15 protein-coding genes are annotated in these 18,411 nt (G+C 72.9%); 8 read left to right on the forward strand and 7 right to left on the reverse strand.

Going from position 1 to position 18,411, the window contains the following annotated elements; genetic code table 11:
- Window position 1: 1 nt before the first annotated feature.
- Window positions 2-1,342 carry an MFS transporter gene (locus ACI3EY_RS04685; RefSeq protein WP_405039579.1) on the reverse strand — a complete coding sequence of 447 codons (1,341 nt, stop codon included), beginning with the start codon at window positions 1,340-1,342 and terminating at the stop codon, window positions 2-4.
- 60 nt (window positions 1,343-1,402) lie between these two features.
- Between ACI3EY_RS04685 and ACI3EY_RS04690 the strand changes: the two genes are divergently transcribed.
- Window positions 1,403-2,083 (forward strand): VOC family protein, encoded by a 681-nt coding sequence (locus ACI3EY_RS04690; protein WP_405039580.1) that lies wholly within the window; start codon window positions 1,403-1,405, stop codon window positions 2,081-2,083.
- Window positions 2,083-3,315: a dephospho-CoA kinase gene (coaE, locus tag ACI3EY_RS04695; RefSeq protein ID WP_405039581.1), complete on the forward strand. Its 1,233-nt coding sequence runs from the start codon at window positions 2,083-2,085 to the stop codon at window positions 3,313-3,315. Before ACI3EY_RS04690 ends, coaE begins: the two co-directional genes overlap by 1 nt.
- Here the strand turns inward: coaE and ACI3EY_RS04700 are convergent.
- Window positions 3,281-5,371 (reverse strand): S9 family peptidase, encoded by a 2,091-nt coding sequence (locus ACI3EY_RS04700; RefSeq protein ID WP_405039582.1) that lies wholly within the window; start codon window positions 5,369-5,371, stop codon window positions 3,281-3,283. The two genes, coaE and ACI3EY_RS04700, sit on opposite strands and share 35 nt — an antisense overlap.
- Before the next feature lie 85 nt (window positions 5,372-5,456).
- Between ACI3EY_RS04700 and ACI3EY_RS04705 the strand changes: the two genes are divergently transcribed.
- Complete coding sequence (locus ACI3EY_RS04705; protein WP_405037726.1) at window positions 5,457-6,449, forward strand: PAC2 family protein; 993 nt, start codon at window positions 5,457-5,459, stop codon at window positions 6,447-6,449.
- Here the strand turns inward: ACI3EY_RS04705 and ACI3EY_RS04710 are convergent.
- Window positions 6,425-7,126 (reverse strand): hypothetical protein, encoded by a 702-nt coding sequence (locus tag ACI3EY_RS04710; protein WP_405037727.1) that lies wholly within the window; start codon window positions 7,124-7,126, stop codon window positions 6,425-6,427. The two genes, ACI3EY_RS04705 and ACI3EY_RS04710, sit on opposite strands and share 25 nt — an antisense overlap.
- A 96-nt stretch (window positions 7,127-7,222) precedes the next feature.
- Here ACI3EY_RS04710 and ACI3EY_RS04715 point away from each other — a divergent pair, with 96 nt between their 5' ends.
- The 5 genes from ACI3EY_RS04715 to ACI3EY_RS04735 all read left to right on the forward strand — a co-directional run bounded on the left by ACI3EY_RS04715 (window position 7,223) and on the right by ACI3EY_RS04735 (window position 12,103).
- Entirely contained in the window at window positions 7,223-7,936 is a 714-nt protein-coding gene (locus tag ACI3EY_RS04715; protein WP_405039583.1) for an EcsC family protein, read from the forward strand.
- Between the two features lie 63 nt (window positions 7,937-7,999).
- Complete coding sequence (locus tag ACI3EY_RS04720) at window positions 8,000-9,226, forward strand: DUF4192 family protein (RefSeq protein WP_405039584.1); 1,227 nt, start codon at window positions 8,000-8,002, stop codon at window positions 9,224-9,226.
- Window positions 9,227-9,272: 46 nt separating this feature from the next.
- Window positions 9,273-9,680, forward strand: a complete 408-nt coding sequence (locus ACI3EY_RS04725) for a universal stress protein (RefSeq protein ID WP_405037730.1) — start codon at window positions 9,273-9,275, stop codon at window positions 9,678-9,680.
- 207 nt (window positions 9,681-9,887) lie between these two features.
- Window positions 9,888-11,498: an RNA polymerase sigma factor gene (locus ACI3EY_RS04730; protein ID WP_405039585.1), complete on the forward strand. Its 1,611-nt coding sequence runs from the start codon at window positions 9,888-9,890 to the stop codon at window positions 11,496-11,498.
- 155 nt (window positions 11,499-11,653) lie between these two features.
- Window positions 11,654-12,103, forward strand: coding sequence for an excalibur calcium-binding domain-containing protein (locus tag ACI3EY_RS04735; protein WP_405039586.1), 450 nt, complete (start codon window positions 11,654-11,656; stop codon window positions 12,101-12,103).
- A 189-nt stretch (window positions 12,104-12,292) separates the two neighbouring features.
- On the opposite strand, the gene zwf is transcribed toward ACI3EY_RS04735, so the two are convergent.
- From zwf to ACI3EY_RS04755, 4 genes are all read right to left on the reverse strand, one after another.
- Window positions 12,293-13,726 (reverse strand): glucose-6-phosphate dehydrogenase, encoded by a 1,434-nt coding sequence (gene zwf, locus ACI3EY_RS04740; protein WP_405039587.1) that lies wholly within the window; start codon window positions 13,724-13,726, stop codon window positions 12,293-12,295.
- A gap of 34 nt (window positions 13,727-13,760) precedes the next feature.
- A complete protein-coding gene (locus tag ACI3EY_RS04745) occupies window positions 13,761-16,085 on the reverse strand; it encodes a transglutaminase TgpA family protein (protein ID WP_405039588.1) in 2,325 nt (774 codons plus the stop codon).
- Window positions 16,082-17,242 carry a DUF58 domain-containing protein gene (locus tag ACI3EY_RS04750; protein WP_405037735.1) on the reverse strand — a complete coding sequence of 387 codons (1,161 nt, stop codon included), beginning with the start codon at window positions 17,240-17,242 and terminating at the stop codon, window positions 16,082-16,084. Before ACI3EY_RS04750 ends, ACI3EY_RS04745 begins: the two co-directional genes overlap by 4 nt.
- Window positions 17,243-17,341: 99 nt before the next feature.
- The gene (locus tag ACI3EY_RS04755) at window positions 17,342-18,319 is read right to left on the reverse strand and encodes an AAA family ATPase (protein ID WP_405039589.1); all 978 of its coding nucleotides are present in this window, start codon (window positions 18,317-18,319) and stop codon (window positions 17,342-17,344) included.
- Between the last annotated feature and the right edge of the window lie 92 nt (window positions 18,320-18,411).

Raw genomic sequence — 18,411 nt, forward strand, 5'->3', positions numbered from 1 at the left:
CTCAGACGCCCTCGTCGTCGGTGGCCGGGTGCACGAAGGGTCGTCCGGCGCGCAGCTGCTCCAACGAGCCGGGGTGTTCCCGCTCCAGGTGGGCGAGCCCGCGTCGTCGGTAGCGCAGGATCTGGACCACGCCGACACCCCAGAAGAGGTACTGCACCGACAGGGCCAGCCGGAAGTCGGTGAGGGTGTAGGCGTCCATCCCGCCGGGTTCCACCAGGTCCAGCACCACCCCGATCGCAGCCATCGCCAGCAGCGAGGCGGTGAAGCCGCCGACGTTGACCAGGCCGTTGGCGCGGCCGATGGCCGGGGCCGGGGTGAACGAGCGGGCCAGGTCGAAGCCGACCATCGAGGCCGGGCCCCCGGTAGCGGTGGCGCACGCCACCAGCACCATCAACGAGACCGGGGGCTGACCGGGCCACAGCAGCAGGGCGGTCCAGGGCACCGCCATCGCGGTGACGACCGAGATCACGATCCACGAACGCCAGTAGGGCAGCCGGCCCACCAGTCGTGCGAGCGCCAGCCCGCTGACGATGGCCCAGGCCGTCATCAGCATGAGCAGGGTGCTGGCCCGCCCCGGTGACCACCCGAGGCCCTGCACCAGCAGCGGGTAGCCCCACAGCAGGGTGAAGGTGGTCACCGCGAACTGCGAGGTGAAGTGGGACCACATGCCGAGCCGGGTGCCCGGGTTGCCCCACACGGTCCGGACCGAGCGCGCCAGCGCCCGCAGCTTCACCGTGGTCACCGCGTCGCTGCGGTAGGGCGAGTCACGGACCAGCAGCGCGACCCCGACCATCAGCACGATGCCCACGCCGGAGACCAGGGCGAAGGTCGACGTCCAGCCCAGCCGGTGCAGCAGGAAGGACAGTGGCCCGGCCGCCAGGATGGCGCCGGTCTGCCCCACGATCCCGGTCAGCTGGGTCACCATCGGGGCCTGGCGCACCAGGAACCAGGCGGAGACCAGCCGGATCACGCTGACGAAGACCATCGCGTCGCCGGCGCCGACCACCGCCCGGGCCAGCACCGCACCGACCACGTCCGAGGCGAGGGCGAAGGCGAGCTGTCCGCCGGAGAGCAGCGCGAGTCCGCCCAGCAGCATCGCCCGCGAGCCGAAGCGGTCCAGCAGGACGCCCACCGGGACCTGCATCCCGGCATACACGGCCAGCTGCAGCACGGTGAAGAAGGCCAACGCGGTGGCGGTGATCTCGAAGCGCTCCGCGGCCAGGATCCCGGCGACACCGAGCGAGCTGCGGTGGAAGACGGCCAGCAGGTAGACCGACAGCGAGACGGCCCAGATCACCCAGGCCCGTCGCCGCCCCCTGTTGTGGATCTGCACCCGCGCCACCCGAGGAACCTACCGTGCCCGCGGGCGGCGCCGGTGCCGGGGCTCTGGCAGAGTCGGACCATGGCCACCGACGACCCGACCCACCACCAGCTGTCCACCGACCCGGAGCTCGGCGACTGGCGGGTGCTGCTCGGCCGGCTGTGCACCCGGTACGCCACCGGGGACATGGCGACCGGCGCCGAGCTGGTGGCCCGGGTGGCCGAGGTCGCGGACCGGCTGGACCACCACCCGGACATCGATCTGCGCTACCCGCACGTGAGCATCAGCACTGTCAGCCACGACGTGGGCAGGCTCACCGCTCGTGACCGCCGGCTGGCGGTGGCCGTCAGCGAGGTCGCCCGTGACCTGGGGCTGCGCGCGGTGCCGCACGACCTGGCGGTCCTCGAGATCGCCCTGGACGCCATGGGCCCGGACGCGCTCTCCCCGTTCTGGGCAGCAGTCCTGGGGTATGCGCCGGAGCCCGACCAGGAGCTCGCCGACCCGGCCGGTCGCTCACCCGGCCTGTGGTTCCAGCAGCTGGCCGAGCCGCGCACCGGGCGGGGCCGGTTTCATCTGGACGTGAACGTCCCGCACGACGTCGCGCCGGAGCGGGTGGCCGCGGCCCTCGCAGCGGGAGGGCGTCTGGTCACCGACGAGTACGCGCCCTCGTGGTGGGTGCTGGCCGACGACGAGGGCAACGAGGCCTGCGTCTGCACCTGGCAGGGCCGGGGTGGCGGGGACGACGACGGGGACGGGGCCTGATGCTGCGGGTCGGGCTGTCCGGGGGGATCGGCTCCGGCAAGTCGACCGTGTCGGCGCGGCTGGCCGAGCTGGGCGCGGTCGTGGTGGACGCCGACGCGGTGGCCAGGGAGGTGGTCGCCGCGGGCACCCCCGGGCTGGGCGAGATCGTCGACCGGTTCGGTGCGGGGATGCTCACCCCCGACGGGACCCTCGACCGGCCGGCCCTGGGGCAGGTGGTCTTCGACGACCCGCAGGCGCGGCAGGACCTGGAGCGGATCACCCACCCGCGGATCAGGGCCCGCTCCGCGGAGCTCTTCGCGGCCGCCCCCGGGGACGCGGTCGTGGTGCACGACATCCCGCTGCTGGTGGAGCTGGACCTCGTCGCGGACTACGCGCTCACCGTGATCGTCGACGTGGACGCGGCCGAGCGGGAGCGCCGGCTGGTGCAGCTGCGGGGTATGCCCTCGGCCCAGGCCCGCGCCCGGATCGCCGCCCAGGCGGACGACGCCGCGCGCGCCGCGGCCGCCGACGTGCTGCTGGACAACCGCGGCACCGTCGCCGAGCTGCTACCGCGGGTGGACGCGCTGTGGCACGACCGGCTGGTCCCGTTCGAGCGGGGGCTGCGCGCCGGCGTGCCGTCCCGCAGGCCGGAGCGGCTGAGCATCGTCGACCCAGACCCTGACTGGCCGCACCGTGCCCGGCGGCTGCTGGCGCGGGTGCGTACGGCGCTGGGGGAGAGCGTGCTCCGCGCGGACCACATCGGCAGCACCAGCGTCCCGGGGCTGCCCGCTAAGGATGTCATCGACCTGCAGGTGGTTGTCGCCGATCTGGGTGTGCTCGACGACCCCACCATCCGGACCGCCCTGGCCCGGGTCGGCCTCCTGGTCGCCGACGGCGGGTGGTTCGACCACGGGCATCCGGCCGTGGCTGCCGGCGCACACAGGCCCACGCTGCCCAAGCGGATGGTGAAGACAGCAGACCCGGCCCAGGTGGTGCACTGCCACGTCCGACCGGTGGGGTCCCAGGCCTGGGAGTTGGCGCTCCTCTTCCGGGACTGGATGAGCGCCGAGGTCGACGAGCGCGCCGCCTACGTCGAGCTCAAACTCCGGCACCTGTCCGCGGGCACCTCGGCGAGCGACTACGCCCAGCAGAAGGAGCCGTGGTTCGCGTCCGCCTTCGAGCGCGCCCAGGACTGGGCCGTGGCCACCGGTTGGAGCCTCAGTCCTGGTCCGACTCCTCCGCGGGAGGCGTGAGGCCCAGTTCCTGCGGCAGCGCGTCCGGCTGCTCACCCCGGACGTGCTCGGCCAGGAAGCCGCTCACCACCGAGTACCACATCCGCGCGTGCTGGGGCTTGAGGATCCAGTGGTTCTCGTGCGGGAAGAACAGGAACCGGTGCACGGTGGAGCCGTCGGCCTCGGCCGGGCGCCCGGAACGAGACAGCAGCTCGTACCAGAGGCGCAGACCCTCACCGATCGGCACCCGGTAGTCCTTGTCGCCGTGGATGACGAGCATCGGGGTCACGATGTCCTCGACGAAGCGGTGCGGGCTGTTGGCCTCGCTCATCTCGGGGGTCATCTCGCGCTGCCAGTAGAACGCCGCGTCCGTCGTCGGCCCGAAGCCCTCCAGCGCCCACAGCGAGGCGTGCGTGACGACGGCCCGGAAGCGGTCGGTGTGCCCGGCCACCCAGTTGGCCATGTAGCCGCCGAAGGACCCGCCCATCGCGGCGGTCCGGTCGGCGTCGATGTCCGCGCGGGCCACCGTCGCATCCGTCACCGCCATCAGGTCGGTGAACGGGGCGTCGCCCCAGGCGCCCCAGCCGCGCTGGATGAAGTCCTGGCCGTAGCCGGTGGACAGGGCCGGGTCGGGCAGCAGCACGGCATACCCCTGCGCGGTCATCAGCCACGGGTTCCAGCGCCAGGTCCAGGCGTTCCACGAACCCAGCGGTCCACCGTGGATCCACAGCAGCAGCGGGTGCCCGTCGGCGGGTGCCTCGGTGCCGGGCAGCGCCAGCCAGGCCCGGACCCGGGTGCCGTCGGCGGTGGTCGTCTCGACCTCCTCCAGCGTGCCCGGGACCTCGGGGCGCTCCGCCGGGCCGCGCAGGGCGCTGACCTCGCCGGTGTGCAGGTCCAGGCGGGCCACCTCGGGCGGGAACAGGTAGGAGCTGCGCACCCCGTAGGCACTCTCGCCGGTGGGGGAGACGACCAGCGTGCTCCAGGCCGCGTCGTCGTGGGTCAGCTGGGTGACCTCGCCGGAGGAGACGTCGATCCGGAACACCGGGCACCGGCCGTCGCTGTCGGCCAGGACCAGCACGGACCCGCCGTCGGGGGTCCAGGCGACGGGGCGGCCCCACCGGTCCCAGTCGTGCGCGAGCGGGGTGGTCTCACCGGTGGCGGTGTCCATCAGGTGCAGGCGGGGGTGCGGCGCGTCGGTGGGCGTGGTCACCCGGTCGACGACCACCACGGCGGTCGAGCCGTCCGGGCTGACCGGGCCCGCGTGCGCCTCGTGCCCGGGCTGGTCCAGCAGGGTGCGCACCTCGCCGGTCTCCAGGTCGATCCGGGCCACGCCCTCGCGCAGCACCGCCCGCGCCTCGGGCAGGGTGACCCCCACCAGCGCGAAGGTGCCGTCCGGGGACAGCACCGGGCTGGGCTCGTGCAGCGGCGCGGTCATCCCGCCGCTCAGCAACCGCAGGTGGGCCTCCGGGGGGCGGTCGGTGGCCTCTGCGTGGGGGTCCGGTCCGTCCTCCAGGGCGAAGACCTGCGGGCGGGCCGGCCCCAGGTCGTGGTCCCAGTACCGGATCGGGTAGCCCGCGTGCAGGATCGCGTCGACCCCGGCCTCGCTGCGGCCGGTGGCCAGCGTGCGGTGCTCCTGCTCGGACCGCGCACCGGGGAGCTGGTCGGCGACCACCACGACCCGGTCCGCGTCGCGGGCGCAGCTGACGCCACCGACGCCACCGGTCCGGCTCAGCACGACCCTGGCCTCACCGCCCCGGGCCGGCATCTGCCACAGGGCCGGGCCGGTCTCGTCGTCCTCGCCGTCCGGGTCCGGTCGCGCCGACGTGAAGTAGAGGTCTCCGGTGGCGTTGAAGGCTGCGCCGGTCTCTCCCTTGGTGCTGCGGGTCAGCCGGTGCGCCGCGCGGTCCCCCTCGGGGTCGACCTCCCAGAGGGCCGTGGTGTAGCCCGTGCCCTTCGGGTTCAGCGTCGCCACCGTGGTGACGAGCCGCGTCCCGTCGGGGCTCAGCGTCAGGCCCGACAGACGGGGGATCGCGGTGTACCGCTCGAGGTCGTGGAAGGGGGTGCTGGGAACCGACATACCTCTGTCCTATCACCCGTCGGTGCTCGGTGGAATCGTCGGGCATGCCCGGACGTTGACCCCGGTAGATCGAGAGGAGACACCGTTGACGCCGCACTCACCGCTGTTCCGCGTGGAGGCCGACGCCGCGCGCCAGCCGAAGCCCGCCCCCCTGCTGATGGTGTCCCTGGACGGGTTCCTGGACGCCGGGCACGTGCGCTCCATGCTCAGCGAGCACCTGCTGGACACCCTCGAGCACGAGGTGGTCGCGACCTTCGACACCGACGAGCTCGTGGACTACCGCTCCCGTCGTCCGTTGATGACTTTCGACGCCGACCACTACACGGACTACGACGACCCCTCGCTGATCCTCTACCGCGTGCAGGATGCCGCCGGGGAGCCGTTCCTGCTGCTGCACGGCACGGAGCCGGACTTCCGGTGGGAGGGCTTCGTCGAGGCCGTCCGCCAGCTGTCCCTGGCCTTCGGCGTGCGCCGGATGGTGAGCGCGCACGGGATCCCGATGGCGGTTCCGCACACCCGGCCGGTGGGGACCACCCGGTTCGCCAGCGACCGCTCGGTGCTCGGCGACCACACCCCGCTGTTCGGTCAGGTCCGGGTGCCCTCCAGCGCCGACTCGCTGCTGCACCTGCGGCTCGCCGAGTCAGGGATGCTGACCATGGGGGTGGCCGTGCACGTGCCGCACTACCTGGCCGAGACCCAGTTCGGTGACGCCACGGTCGCGGCTGCGGACACCCTGATGGACCTCACCGGTCTGGTGCTGCCCACCGCCGAGCTCATCGCCGCGGCGGGTCTGACCCGCGGCCGGATCGAGGAGGAGCTCGAGGGCAACGAGGAGGCCAAGGAGGTCGTCGAGGGCCTGGAGAAGCGGTACGACCACTTCCTGGAGGGCCAGCGCCGCAAGAGTCTGCTGGCCGCGGAGGCGGCCAACCTGCCCAGCGCTGACGAGATCGGTGCCCAGCTCGAGGCCTTCCTGCGGGACCCGGACGCCGGTGACCCGGCCCCCGAGGACCCGTCCACCGATCAGACCGACCAGACCGACCAGGACGGCAGCGGTCAGGAGGGCGGCGGCAGGTCGTAGCGGGGCCCGTCCGGGGGCGCCTCCGGCGCCGGGCGGGGACCCGCGGTCCCGGGTTCCGTATGGCTGGGCGGAGGCGGTGCGGCGGCCCTGCCGGGTGGCGGTCCGGCTGCCATCGGCATCCCCGGCCGCAGCGTGTAGTCGCCCGGGTCGGGGCCTTGCTCCGGGACCTCCGTCGGTTGCCGCAGCCCCGCCAGCCAGGCCAGGACCAGGCAGAGCAGGGCGAGGGCCAGCAGGATGATCCCGAGCATCAGGCCGGTGCCCCCGGCCAGGCCGGGGGTGCTGACGCTCGGTCCGTAGGGGCCGGCATAGACGGCATCCTGGGTGTCGCACGAGATCTGGTGGGCGCCGCCCGGCATCCCGTCGGGGGTGCGCGCCACCTCGTAGAAGGCAGTGCCGGCCACCGTCGTCGCGTGCTCCTCGACGGGGCGGAGCAGGTCGACGTCGCCCAGCGTGCAGACCGTCGCCTCCCGGGTGTCCGGCTCGCGGGCCCAGACGGACATCCCACCCTCGCCGATGCTGACCTCGTCACCGGGGCGGACCCCGACCATGTCGCCGCCGTCCCGACCGGCACCGCCGAGCAGGGCCACGGCGACCAGCGCCGCTCCCGCGAGCGCGAGCAACGCCGCGAAGACCCAGAGGAACCGTGATCCGGTGGTGGTGACGGGGGAAGTCGTCATACCGCGCAACCTAACGCACCGCGTGGCACGATATCCCGGACATCCCGACCGACCCGAGGAGAAGAAGACGTGGCTCGACACGAGTCTGAGGTTGCCGTGAACACCCCTGCCGAGGACGACCAGCAGGGCATGCTCGACGGGGTGGCCACCTCCTTCGTCGGGCGGCTGCTGGACTTCAGCGTCGACGGCGTCGGACCGTTCACCTCCGCCGGGCAGGTGGTCACCGCGGCCCGCAAGGACCACGGCTCCGACGTCGAGAACGCGATCGACGCCATCGTCAAGGACCACGTCCGCAAGGCGGCCGCGGGCGGCTTCGCGACCGGTCTGGGCGGGATCTTCACGATGCCCGTCGCGCTCCCCGCCAACGTGCTCGGGTTCTACACCCTGGCGGCCAGGATGGTCGCCTCGATCGCCGAGCTGCGCGGCTACGACGTCAGCACCAAGGGGGCGAGGGCGGCGGTCGTGCTGTGCCTGGTGGGCGCGGACGCGGACGACCTGCTGCAGAAGGCCGGGCTGAGCACCGCCGCGGGCCTGACCGGGTCCGGTCGGCTGGCACGGCTGGCCACCACCCGGCTGCCGCGGGCGGCCGCGATGATGGTGAACAAGGCCGTCGGGTTCCGGCTGCTCACCGCGGTCGGTGGCCGGGCACTGGGCCGGGTCATCCGGTTCGTGCCGATCGCCGGCGGCGTCATCGGTGCCGGTCTGGACGGCTTCCTGATGAAGCGGATCGCCGACCACGCCCGGTCCGAGTTCGTCGCCCAGTCCACCGAGCAGGGGCAGGCGCTGACCGAGGGGACCCAGCAGTCCTGAGGAGTTGTCCACAGATTGCGCGCGGGCCCTCCACGGGGGGCCCGCGCGCGGCAGTCTGAGGGGATGACGACGCACGAGCCCGGGGGGCGCTCGGCCCCCCTCCCCGACCGAGACCGCGAGGACTTCCGCCCCGAGGACCGGCACCACGACGACCTGTCACCCCAGGTGCGGGTCAGCGGGGCCCGTCAGCTGCTGGCCCTGCTGCCACGGCTGCTGGGCTACCACCCGGACCACTCGGTGGTGCTGGTCCTCACCGAGACCAGCACCACGCCCGGAGCGCCCAGCAGCCCCGCACGGGTGGTGATGAGCTGCCGGCTGGACGTACCGACGGTCCAGGAGCTGCCCGCCCTGAGCGCCCAGCTGGCGCCCGTGCTGCGGCGGGCCGTCGACGGTACGCCGGGCATCAGGCTGCTGCACGCCTTCGGCCACGACCTGGACGAGGGGCCGGACGGCCGGCCCCGGCCCGACCTGGTGGCAGCCCTGCACCTCGCGCTGCTGCGGCTCGCCGACGAGGCCGGCGCGCACCTGCACGACCTGCTGCTGGTGCGTGACGAGGGGCGCTCGCTGCTGCCGGTCGTCGCCGACGGGGAGCCAGTGCACCCCGTGCCGGGCTGGACGGGGTCCCCGGACCCGCGGGACGTGCCGGCCACCGCCGACCTGGTCCTGCGCGGACGGGGGGCGCTGCGCTCACGCACCGAGCTGGTGTCCCTGGTCCGCCGCCGCGATCCCGAGGCCGGACGGGCGACCGCGGTGGCCCTGGCGGTGCAGGACGTCGGCGGCCCACCGCCTGACGTCGACGAGGGCCTCACCCTGCTCACCGCGTGCGTCCTGCAGGGGCACCGGCCCACCCCGGCGGAGCGGGCCCGGATCACCCGGGTGCTGCGCCGTCGGTGGGCCCGGGACGCGTTGCTCGCCCGGTGGCTGCCCGAGCTCTTCCCTTCGCACGACCTGGAGGGACCCGGGCAGGTGGGGGACCTGGTCCGCCGGCTGCCGGCCTGGCGGCCCGAGGAGGCGGCCCCGGCCCTGGACCGGTTGCTGGCGCTGGTCCCGCAGGTTCCGTTGGAGGAGTGCGCGCCGCTGCTGACCGTCTCGGCGATGATGGCCTGGGGCTCCGGCGAGGGCAGCATCGCCAACGAGACATGCGCGTTCGCACTCGAGGTCGATCCGGGCTACGTCATGGCGCAGCTGCTCGACCGGGCCCTGCAGCACGGGCTGCGTCCACCCCGGGCCGACAGGTCCGCTGGTGCGGCCTCCCCAGGTGCGAGTCCGGACCGACGGCCGGCGGCCTGAGGTGTAACCTCACGGGACGGAACTGACCTGAGGAGGGCGCCGAGGTATGGCGATCATCGTTGGCTACATCCCCACCCGTGAGGGTCGCGCGGCGCTGAACGCCGCCCGCACGGAGGCGCTGCTGCGCAAGACCAGGCTGATCGTGGTGAACTCCCAGCGGGGAGGGCGCGACTTCGACGCCAGCGAGGCGCGGCGCTTCGAGGACGAGCTCGACGGCGTCCGGGAGGCCCTGGACGGTGCCGGTATCGAGCACGAGGTCCGGGCGCTGGGCCGTGGCAACGAGCCCGCCGAGGACCTGATCGAGGTGGCGACCGAGGCCGAGGCCGACCTGATCGTCATCGGGCTGCGGCGTCGCACGCCGATCGGCAAGCTCATCCTCGGGTCGAACGCCCAGCGCATCCTGCTCGAGGCCCAGTGCCCGGTGCTGGCGGTGAAGGCGGGCGAGGGCGACTGACCTGACAGCGGCGAGGGACGCCGTTGTCGGCCGTCGAGCGGGCGTCCGTGGGCCCCGCGGAATGCCCCCGGTCCGTGCAGGGTTTTATAATGGTGTGAGTCGGGTGCCGCAGTGGCACCGCACACCACTTCTTGATCCGCCACCGGGCCCACCCGTCATGCCCGGTAGCGCCGTACCTGCATCGTCAGAAAAGAGTTGGTCCCCCCCGTGACAGCCAGAACTTCCCGCGCCAGCACCCCTGAGCTCCCTGCGCCCTTCGAGCACGAGGCGCTCAGGTCTCTCCTGGCATCGGGTACCCAGCAGGGCTTCGTCGAGGCTGACCAGGTGAAGTCTGCCCTGGAGGCCGCCGAGGTCACCGCGGCAGCCACCCAGAAGAAGGTGCTGCGCGTGTTCAGCGACCAGGCGATCGAGGTGCGTGCCGGCGAGCCGGCGCCCGCCCGCAAGCGCGCCCCCCGCAAGAGCACGACGGCCGTCCCCGCGGCGAAGAAGCCGGCCACCAAGGCGGCCCCGAAGACGGCGGCTGAGAAGACGACGGCCGACAAGGCGCCCGCCGCTCCGAAGACGACGGCTGCGAAGTCGGCGACGGCCGCGAAGACGACGGCGGCCAAGAAGCCGGCGGCCAAGGCCACCAGCACCCGGGCGGCGGCCGACGCCGCCGACGGTGCCGCGAAGAAGCCCGCCGCCAAGCGGGCGACCTCGCCGCGGTCCCGGAAGGCGGTGGACCCGGTCGCCGAGGCTGCCGCGTCCGAGGACGTCGACCCCGACGAGGGCGAGGAGACCTCCGGACCGGAGGTCGAGGTGGTGTCCGCGCCGACCCCGGCCGCCAAGGGCAAGGGCGAGGACGACAGCTTCGTGCTCTCCACCGCCGACGACGACGACGCCCCCGCCCAGCAGGTCGTCACCGCCGGCGCGACCGCCGACCCGGTCAAGGACTACCTCAAGCAGATCGGCAAGGTGGCGCTGCTCAACGCCGAGCAGGAGGTGGAGCTGGCCAAGCGGATCGAGGCCGGTCTCTTCGCCGAGGAGAAGATGAACTCGGGGGAGAAGTTCGACGCCAAGCTCAAGCGTGAGCTGTGGTGGATCTCCAACGACGGCAAGAACGCCAAGAACCACCTCCTCGAGGCCAACCTGCGCCTCGTCGTCTCGCTGGCCAAGCGCTACACCGGTCGCGGCATGCTCTTCCTGGACCTGATCCAGGAGGGCAACCTGGGCCTCATCCGCGCGGTGGAGAAGTTCGACTACACCAAGGGCTACAAGTTCTCCACGTACGCCACCTGGTGGATCCGCCAGGCGATCACCCGTGCCATGGCCGACCAGGCGCGCACCATCCGCATCCCGGTGCACATGGTCGAGGTCATCAACAAGCTGGCCCGGGTGCAGCGCCAGATGCTGCAGGACCTGGGCCGTGAGCCGACCCCGGAGGAGCTGGCGGCCGAGCTCGACATGACCCCGGAGAAGGTCGTCGAGGTGCAGAAGTACGGCCGCGAGCCGATCTCCCTGCACACCCCGCTAGGCGAAGACGGCGACAGCGAGTTCGGAGACCTGATCGAGGACTCCGAGGCCGTGGTGCCCGCGGACGCGGTCTCCTTCACCCTGCTGCAGGAGCAGCTGCACTCGGTGCTGGACACGCTCTCCGAGCGTGAGGCCGGCGTGGTCTCGATGCGCTTCGGCCTCTCCGACGGTCAGCCCAAGACGCTGGACGAGATCGGCAAGGTCTACGGCGTGACCCGCGAGCGGATCCGGCAGATCGAGTCCAAGACGATGTCCAAACTGCGTCACCCGTCGCGCTCCCAGGTGCTGCGCGACTACCTGGACTGACGGTATACCGCACGAAGGGTCGGGCGCTCGGCGCCCGGCCCTACTGCGTTTCTTGCGGCTCTGAAATTCCTGGGTGAATAATGGTCCAGCGATTTCCGTGGTGCCCAAACTGTCCGACAGCTTTGACCGCGCGCGCACGGTGGACAGGCAGTAGCGTGACGCAGGTCAATGTGGACAACTGTGAGGAAAAAATTCTGATGAGAAATGTGCGTACTGCCGCCGCCACCGGTGGACTCTTCCTGCTGGGCTCGCTGTTCCTGGCGGCCCCGGCCAACGCCGACCACGGCGTCGACTACAACTGTGACGACTTCGCCTCGCAGGGGGCGGCGCAGGCCCACCTCGACGCGCACCCCGGCGACCCGGACGGGCTGGACGCCGACGACGACGGGATCGCCTGCGAGTCCTTGCCCGGCCAGGGCGGAGGCGGTGGCGCCTCGGGCGGCGGCGAGGGCGGCGGCCAGGTCGCCGTCATGCCCGAGGGTGGTGTCGCCACCGGCGTAGCCAGCACCTCTGGCCCGGAGAACCTCGGGCTCATCGCGGCGGGTGGTCTTGCGGTCGCCCTGGGCGCCGGCGGTCTGGTCGTGGCGCGGCGTCAGAACTCCTGACCTCTGGCACGACGTCACCGGCACCCCTGTTCACCGTGTGTGTGGGTGGGGGTGCCGGTCTGTGACGGAGGATCTATTCTCGCCCGCTCGTCCACAATGGGATCCGCCGGGGAGGTCGTTCTTTCTCGTCCGGAGGTCGAGGCCTGTGGCACGGGACCTGAAAACTATTGCTGAACGAGCGACGGAATGTCAGCGTTCCGGCTTCTCCCGCCACGGCCGCTCGAACGGCAGCCGCCAGGTGAACGGCGTGATGAGCTGGTGGATCTGGTTCGGCCCCCAGGTCCCCCGCTGGTAGGGACGGACGGGCGGCGGCTGCTCCAGCAGCGGCTGCGAGATCTCCCACAGCCGCTCGATGCCGGAGGCGGAGACGAAGAGCGTCCTGTCCCCACGGGCGGCGTCGTAGATCAGCCGCTCGTAGGCCTCCAGCACGTTGCCCGCCCAGTCCGTGTCCTGCATCGAGAACTGCATCGACAGCTTGTCCAGCTTCATCCCGGGCCCCGGGCGCTTGCCGTAGAAGCTGAGCGACATCCTCGCCCGGTCTGCCAGGTCGAAGGTCAGGTGGTCCGGCCCGTGGTCGCCCACCCCGGATCCCGCGGGGAACATCGACTGCGGCGGCTCCCGGAAGGCGATGGAGATGATCCGGGCCCCCTCCGCCAGCTGCTTGCCGGTGCGCAGGTAGAACGGCACCCCGGCCCAGCGCCAGTTGTCGACGAAGCACTTGAGCGCCACGAAGGTCTCGGTCTGGGAGTCCGGCTGCACGCCCGGCTCGTCCCGGTAGCCGACGTACTGCCCGCGGACCACGTCCGCAGGATCCAGCGGCAGCATCGACCGGAACACCTTGCTCTTCTCCCGGCTGATGGCAGCCGGCTCCAACGAGGTGGGCGGCTCCATCGCGGTGAAGGCCAGGATCTGGAAGAGGTGCGTCACCACCATGTCCCGGTAGGCCCCGGTCTGCTCGTAGAAGTCACCGCGCTGGGAGAGCCCCAGCGTCTCCGGAACATCGATCTGGATGTGGTCGATGTGGTTGCGGTGCCAGATCGGCTCGAAGAGCCCGTTGGCGAAGCGGAAGGCGAGGATGTTCTGGGCCGGCTCCTTGCCCAGGAAGTGGTCGATCCGGAAGATCTGCTCCTCGTCGAAGACCTCGTGCAGCTGCCGGTTGAGCTCGACGGCGGAGGCGTGGTCGGTGCCGAAGGGCTTCTCCATGATGATGCGGCTGCGCTCCACCAGCCCGGCGGCCGCGATGGTGCCGACCGCCGCCAGAGCGGCCCGCGGCGGCACCGACAGGTAGTGCAGGCGCAGCAGCTCCCCTCCGCCCAGCGCCTCCTCCGAGGCCTCGACCGCCCGACCCAGCGCCTCCGGTCCCTGGGAGCCGGGGACGTAGTCGAGCCGGTCGGCGAACTCGCGCAGAGACGCCTCGTCGTTGTCCCGCAGCCCGAACTCCTCGACCGCCTGCGCGCACAGCTCCCGGAAGTCCTCGACCGAGAGGTCGTCCAGCGAGGTGCCCACCACCCGCAGGTCGTCCACCAGCCCGGACTGGGACAGGTGCAGCAGCCCGGGGATGAGCTTGCGGCGGGCCAGGTCACCGGTGGCACCGAAGAGGACGACGGTCAGCGGGGCGGTCATGGGGTCCACCCTCCACCCCCGGACCGGGTCCTGGCTACCTTCGGAACAGGTTCCGGGCCCCCTCGCGCAGTCCTTCCAGCCCGCTGCGCGGGATCAGCGCCGCGTTGGCACGCACGTTCCACGGGCAGGTATGCCGCACCGCGTCCACCACGGTGCGCACGTCCTCGCCCATCCGGTCGGCCTCGGCCTCGCTCAGATCCGAGGGAGCGGCATACCGGGAACGCTCCAGGGTCGCGGTGACGCGCTCGAGCGCCTCCTCGCCGGGGGTCCCGAGCGTGCTGCCGGCCAGGTAGTGGCGATGCATGAGGCGCGGGCTGCGGGGTGGGGGAGCCGTCACGCCGAGGTCCTCCAGCGAGCGGGTGAGCAGCAGCCACTGACCCTCGATGCGGGCCCGGGGGCCGTCCGCGGAGCGGACGCCGGCCTCCCGGTGACGGCGGCCGAGCAGCGGCAGCAGCGTCAGCAGCACCGCCAGCGCGAGCAGCGCCAGCAGGGCGCGGCCCAGCGCCGGGAGCAGGTCACGCACGTCGTCGGTCCAGGACCGGTCGGCGGGGGCGGGCTCCGGGGCGGGCTCGGGGGTCGGGGTGATCTCCTCGGGCACCGGGGCGGTGCTCGGGGTGACGTCGTCGGCGGGCTCGGTGGACAGCGCGTAGGAGGGAGGGCTGCCGGCCCGCAGGCCCGGGGTGGGCTCGAAGCGCGTCCAGCCCAGCCCGTCGATCCACAGCTCGGGCCAGGTGTGGGCGTCCGAGGCCACCACCTGGCGGGTCCCGTCGGGCTGGGTGGTGCCGGGCAGGAAGCCCACCGCCATCCGGGCCGGGATCCCCTCGTGCCGGGCCATCATCACCATCGCCGTCGCGAACTGCACGCAGTACCCCTGCTGGGTCTCCAGGAAGCCGCCGATCGGGTCGTCCGTGCCCGCCTCGGCGGCCGGCTCCAGCTCCAGGGAGTAGGAGTACCCCCCGTCGGTGCGCAGGTGGTCCTGGATGAGGACGGCGGCCAGCAGCGCGTTCTGCTCGTCCCCGACCACCTCGTCGGTCAGGGACGCGACGGCGTCCTGCGACACCGGGTCCAGGGCCAGCAGGTCCTCCTCGAAGGCACCGGCGTCCGCGGCGGCGTCCCCGATCCCGGCGGGCAGCTCGCCGCCGGAGGCCAGGTTGAGGTAGTCGGCCTGGTAGGACTCGACCGCCCCCTCCAGCACCACCGTCGAGTCGCCGGGGTCGAAGCGGTAGCCGGTGCCGCCCAGCCGCAGCTCGGTCACCGGTGTGGGGGTGGCCAGGTGCGGTGGCTCCAGCTCGTTGCCCAGCACCTCGAACTCGGCCGAGGTCACCGGCACGTCCTCGCGCAGGCCGGGCGGGTCGGGCAGCGGCGCGTCGTCCGGCAGCAGGTCGCCGGAACGCCGCTCGGGCGCCTCCCACCGGCCGTCCTCGAACCGCTGGGTCGCGGTCACCCGCAGCGGCTGCAGCGCACCGGAGCGGACCCGGTAGCTCAGCACCGGGGCGCGGGACTGGTTGCGCAGGTCCTGCGCCGGGTCCATGGTCTCGGTGAAGGCGACGTCCCCGGCGTCCGAGCCGGGGGTGCGGGCGTCCTGGTTGCGGGCCAGCCCGTCCCCGAAGAAGGTGGGCGGCAGGTGGGGGAGCGCGGCCGCGCCGAGCACCGACGCGACCAGGGCCAGCACCCCGGCCACCTGGGCGAGCCCCCGGTGGGTGCGCGGTCCCTGGGACACGTCGGACCCGCCCCGCGACTCCTGCCGGTTCGCCGACGGCCACGCCGTGGTCATCCGACGGCCCTGCTGGACGATCATCAGCAGCCACATCGCGGCGACCACGACGAAGTACCAGGGCGCCATCGCGCTGCCGGTGTTGGACACCGAGACCAGGAACCCCGCCGCCAGGGGTATGCCGGCGCTCGCCGGGGCGCGTCCGGTGACCCCCATCGAGTCGACGGAGACGGCGGTCAGGGTGAGCACCGCGACCACCAGGAAGGAGACGCCCTGGGTGGTGGGGGCCGGGGCAGCATACGTCTGCAGCACGCTGCCGGCCTGTGCCAGCAGGCTGCCCATCAGCTCCAGCGTGTCTCTGGTGGGGACCACTCCCCGCCACAGCGTCTCGCGCAGGTAGGTGCCGGCCAGCGCGGCCAGGCCGAGGAACAGCTGGCCGAGGGCGACCGCGGTGGGCGGCACGTCGAGGGTGCGCAGCACGGCCCCGCTCAGCGCGACCAGCGCGACCATCAGCACCGCCGGGACCACCCAGGTGTCCTCGCGCAGCAGGTTGGTCAGCGGCCAGGCCACCGAGAGCGTGGCCAGCGCCGCGACCAGCCCCTCGAGCCAGAGACCACGGGCGAAGCGTTCCTGGTCCGGCCTCATCGCGCGCTCCCTGCCGTGGACCCGGCCCGCAGACCGACCCAGGCCTGCGGCACCTCGGTGTGCGGTCCGCAGGACACCGTGCGCCAGCCGGCGTCGGCCAGCACCCCGGGGGCGGCCGGGTCGGTCTCGGGGCCGCCGAAGCGGGCGGGGTCCAGCACGAAAGCCAGCGCCCGGGACCCCGGCTGCCGGACGGCCGCCAGTGTCCGCAGCGCCTCCTCGTCGTGCGCCACGACGGCACCGATCAGCAGCACGCCACCGGCGGTGAAGGGGGAAGCGGCACCGGCGAGCCGGTCCAGGCGGGCGTCGTCCTCGGGCTGCACCCGGGCCAGGGCGTCCAGCACGGAGTCGATGTCCACCGCGTGGGCGGCCGTCCCGTCGCGCAGCGAGGCATCGGTGAGCAGGTGCACCACGAAGCCGTTGGCGACCAGGTGCCGGGCCACCGAGGCGATCGCCGAGACGGCCCACTCGTAGGAGCTGGCCGACCCGGTGCCGTGGTGGGCGGACGCCCGGGAGTCCAGCAGCAGCAGCGCCCGGCGTCTGGCGGGGCGGTCCTCCTGGCGCACCATCAGCTCACCGCGGTGCGCGGTGGCCGGCCAGTGCACCCGGCGCAGCTCGTCCCCGTCCCGGTAGCTGCGGATGCTGACGTCGTCCTCACCGTGCAGGGCCACCATCTGCGGCATCTCGCCCTCGCTGCCGCGGGAGCTGCCCCGGACCCTGTCCGTGCCGAGGGCATACACCCGGGGCAGCACCAGCACCTCGGAGCGGGAGGACAGCTGCAGGGTGCGGAAGGTCAGGCCGAAGGGGTCGCGCTGACGCAGCAGCACCGGCCCCAGCATGTAGGCGCCGCGATGGCGGGAGTGGACCGGGTAGCGCAGCCGGCGCTCCTCGCCCTGCTCCATCCGGGGGAGGATGAAGCGGGGGCGGTCGCCGAGCTGGTAGTCGAGGTGCTCCTCGGCCAGGTAGACCGAGGTCCGGCGGCCCACGTTGGTGAAGCGCACCTCCACGGCGCCGCGCTCCTCGGGGGCGAGCCGCTCGGGCTCGGCGTCACGGACCACCCGGACCGTGGGTGGGCGGCGGGGCATCAGCAGCAGCATCAGCCCGGGCAGGGCGACCAGCGCCACCCCGATCCGGGTGATGTCCTCGTACCCCAGGGTCATGCCGGCGACCGTCACTACCGCCCCGAGGAGAAGGAAGGCCTTTCCCCTCGTGGTCAGCACGCGCCACGGTGACGTCATCGAGCGAGCGACCCGGGCGGGTCAGCGCCCCGAGGGCACGGAGGTGCGCTCGACCAGGTCGCGGACGATGTCGGGGGTGCCGTGGTGGGACAGCGACGCCTCGCCGGTGGGCAGCACCCGGTGGGCGAGCACCGGGACGGCCATCGCCTGCACGTCCTCGGGGAGGACGTGCTCACGGCCGGCCAGCGCTGCGTGCGCCCTGGCCGCACGCAGCAGCTGCAGACCGGCCCGGGGCGAGGCGCCCAGGCGCAGCAGCCGGTGCGAACGGGAGGCGGCCATCAGCTCGACCACGTACTGCCGCAGGGCCGGGGACACGTGCAGCAGGCGGATGTTCTCGATCTGCTGCTGCACCGCCTCCGCGGTGGTGACCGGGGTGAGGTGCTCGAGCGGGCTCACCCCGCCGTGCGTCTCGAGCATCGTCATCTCCGCCCCGGCGGACGGGTAGCCCATGGAGATGCGCGCCATGAAGCGGTCCCGCTGCGCCTCGGGCAGCGGGTAGGTCCCCTCCATCTCGATCGGGTTCTGGGTGGCCATCACCAGGAAGGGGTCGGGCAGCGGGTAGGTCTGCCCGTCGACGGTGACCTGACGCTCCTCCATTGACTCCAGCAGCGCGGACTGCGTCTTGGGGGAGGCCCGGTTGATCTCGTCACCGACGACCACGTTGGCGAAGATCGCGCCCCGTCGGAACTCGAACGCCCGGGTGTCCTGGTTGAAGACGGAGACCCCGGTGATGTCGCTGGGCAGCAGGTCGGGGGTGAACTGCACCCGGCTCACCCGGCAGTCGATGGCCCGGGCCAGGGCCTTGGCCAGCATCGTCTTGCCGACCCCGGGGACGTCCTCGACCAGCAGGTGCCCCTGGGCCAGGAGCACGGTGACCGCGGTGGAGACGGCCTCGTCCTTGCCCTCGATCACGGTCGCGATGGCGTGGTGCACCGCGCCGGCGACGGACTTGACCGCGTCCAGGTCGACGGTCTCGGGGGCGGGAGAAGGCGCAGACATGACTCGATCTTGCCAAACGTGCGGCGGGTCCGCCGCAGGTGGTGGGTCCGGATCCCCGACGGACCCCTGCGTGTGCCACCGTCCTCCACCCT

This window comes from Serinicoccus shuyuelongi (genome assembly GCF_045032955.1).
Classification (GTDB): domain Bacteria; phylum Actinomycetota; class Actinomycetes; order Actinomycetales; family Dermatophilaceae; genus Ornithinicoccus.

Excerpts from the sequence above, each read along its gene's own strand:
- ACI3EY_RS04690 (WP_405039580.1), top strand. The coding sequence starts at position 1,403 with ATGGCCACCGACGACCCGACCCACCACCAGCTGTCCACCGACCCGGAG.
- coaE (WP_405039581.1), top strand. The coding sequence starts at position 2,083 with ATGCTGCGGGTCGGGCTGTCCGGGGGGATCGGCTCCGGCAAGTCGACC.
- ACI3EY_RS04700 (WP_405039582.1), bottom strand. The coding sequence starts at position 5,371 with ATGTCGGTTCCCAGCACCCCCTTCCACGACCTCGAGCGGTACACCGCG.
- ACI3EY_RS04710 (WP_405037727.1), bottom strand. The coding sequence starts at position 7,126 with ATGACGACTTCCCCCGTCACCACCACCGGATCACGGTTCCTCTGGGTC.
- ACI3EY_RS04720 (WP_405039584.1), top strand. The coding sequence starts at position 8,000 with ATGACGACGCACGAGCCCGGGGGGCGCTCGGCCCCCCTCCCCGACCGA.
- ACI3EY_RS04725 (WP_405037730.1), top strand. The coding sequence starts at position 9,273 with ATGGCGATCATCGTTGGCTACATCCCCACCCGTGAGGGTCGCGCGGCG.
- zwf (WP_405039587.1), bottom strand. The coding sequence starts at position 13,726 with ATGACCGCCCCGCTGACCGTCGTCCTCTTCGGTGCCACCGGTGACCTG.
- ACI3EY_RS04745 (WP_405039588.1), bottom strand. The coding sequence starts at position 16,085 with ATGAGGCCGGACCAGGAACGCTTCGCCCGTGGTCTCTGGCTCGAGGGG.
- ACI3EY_RS04750 (WP_405037735.1), bottom strand. The coding sequence starts at position 17,242 with ATGACCCTGGGGTACGAGGACATCACCCGGATCGGGGTGGCGCTGGTC.
- ACI3EY_RS04755 (WP_405039589.1), bottom strand. The coding sequence starts at position 18,319 with ATGTCTGCGCCTTCTCCCGCCCCCGAGACCGTCGACCTGGACGCGGTC.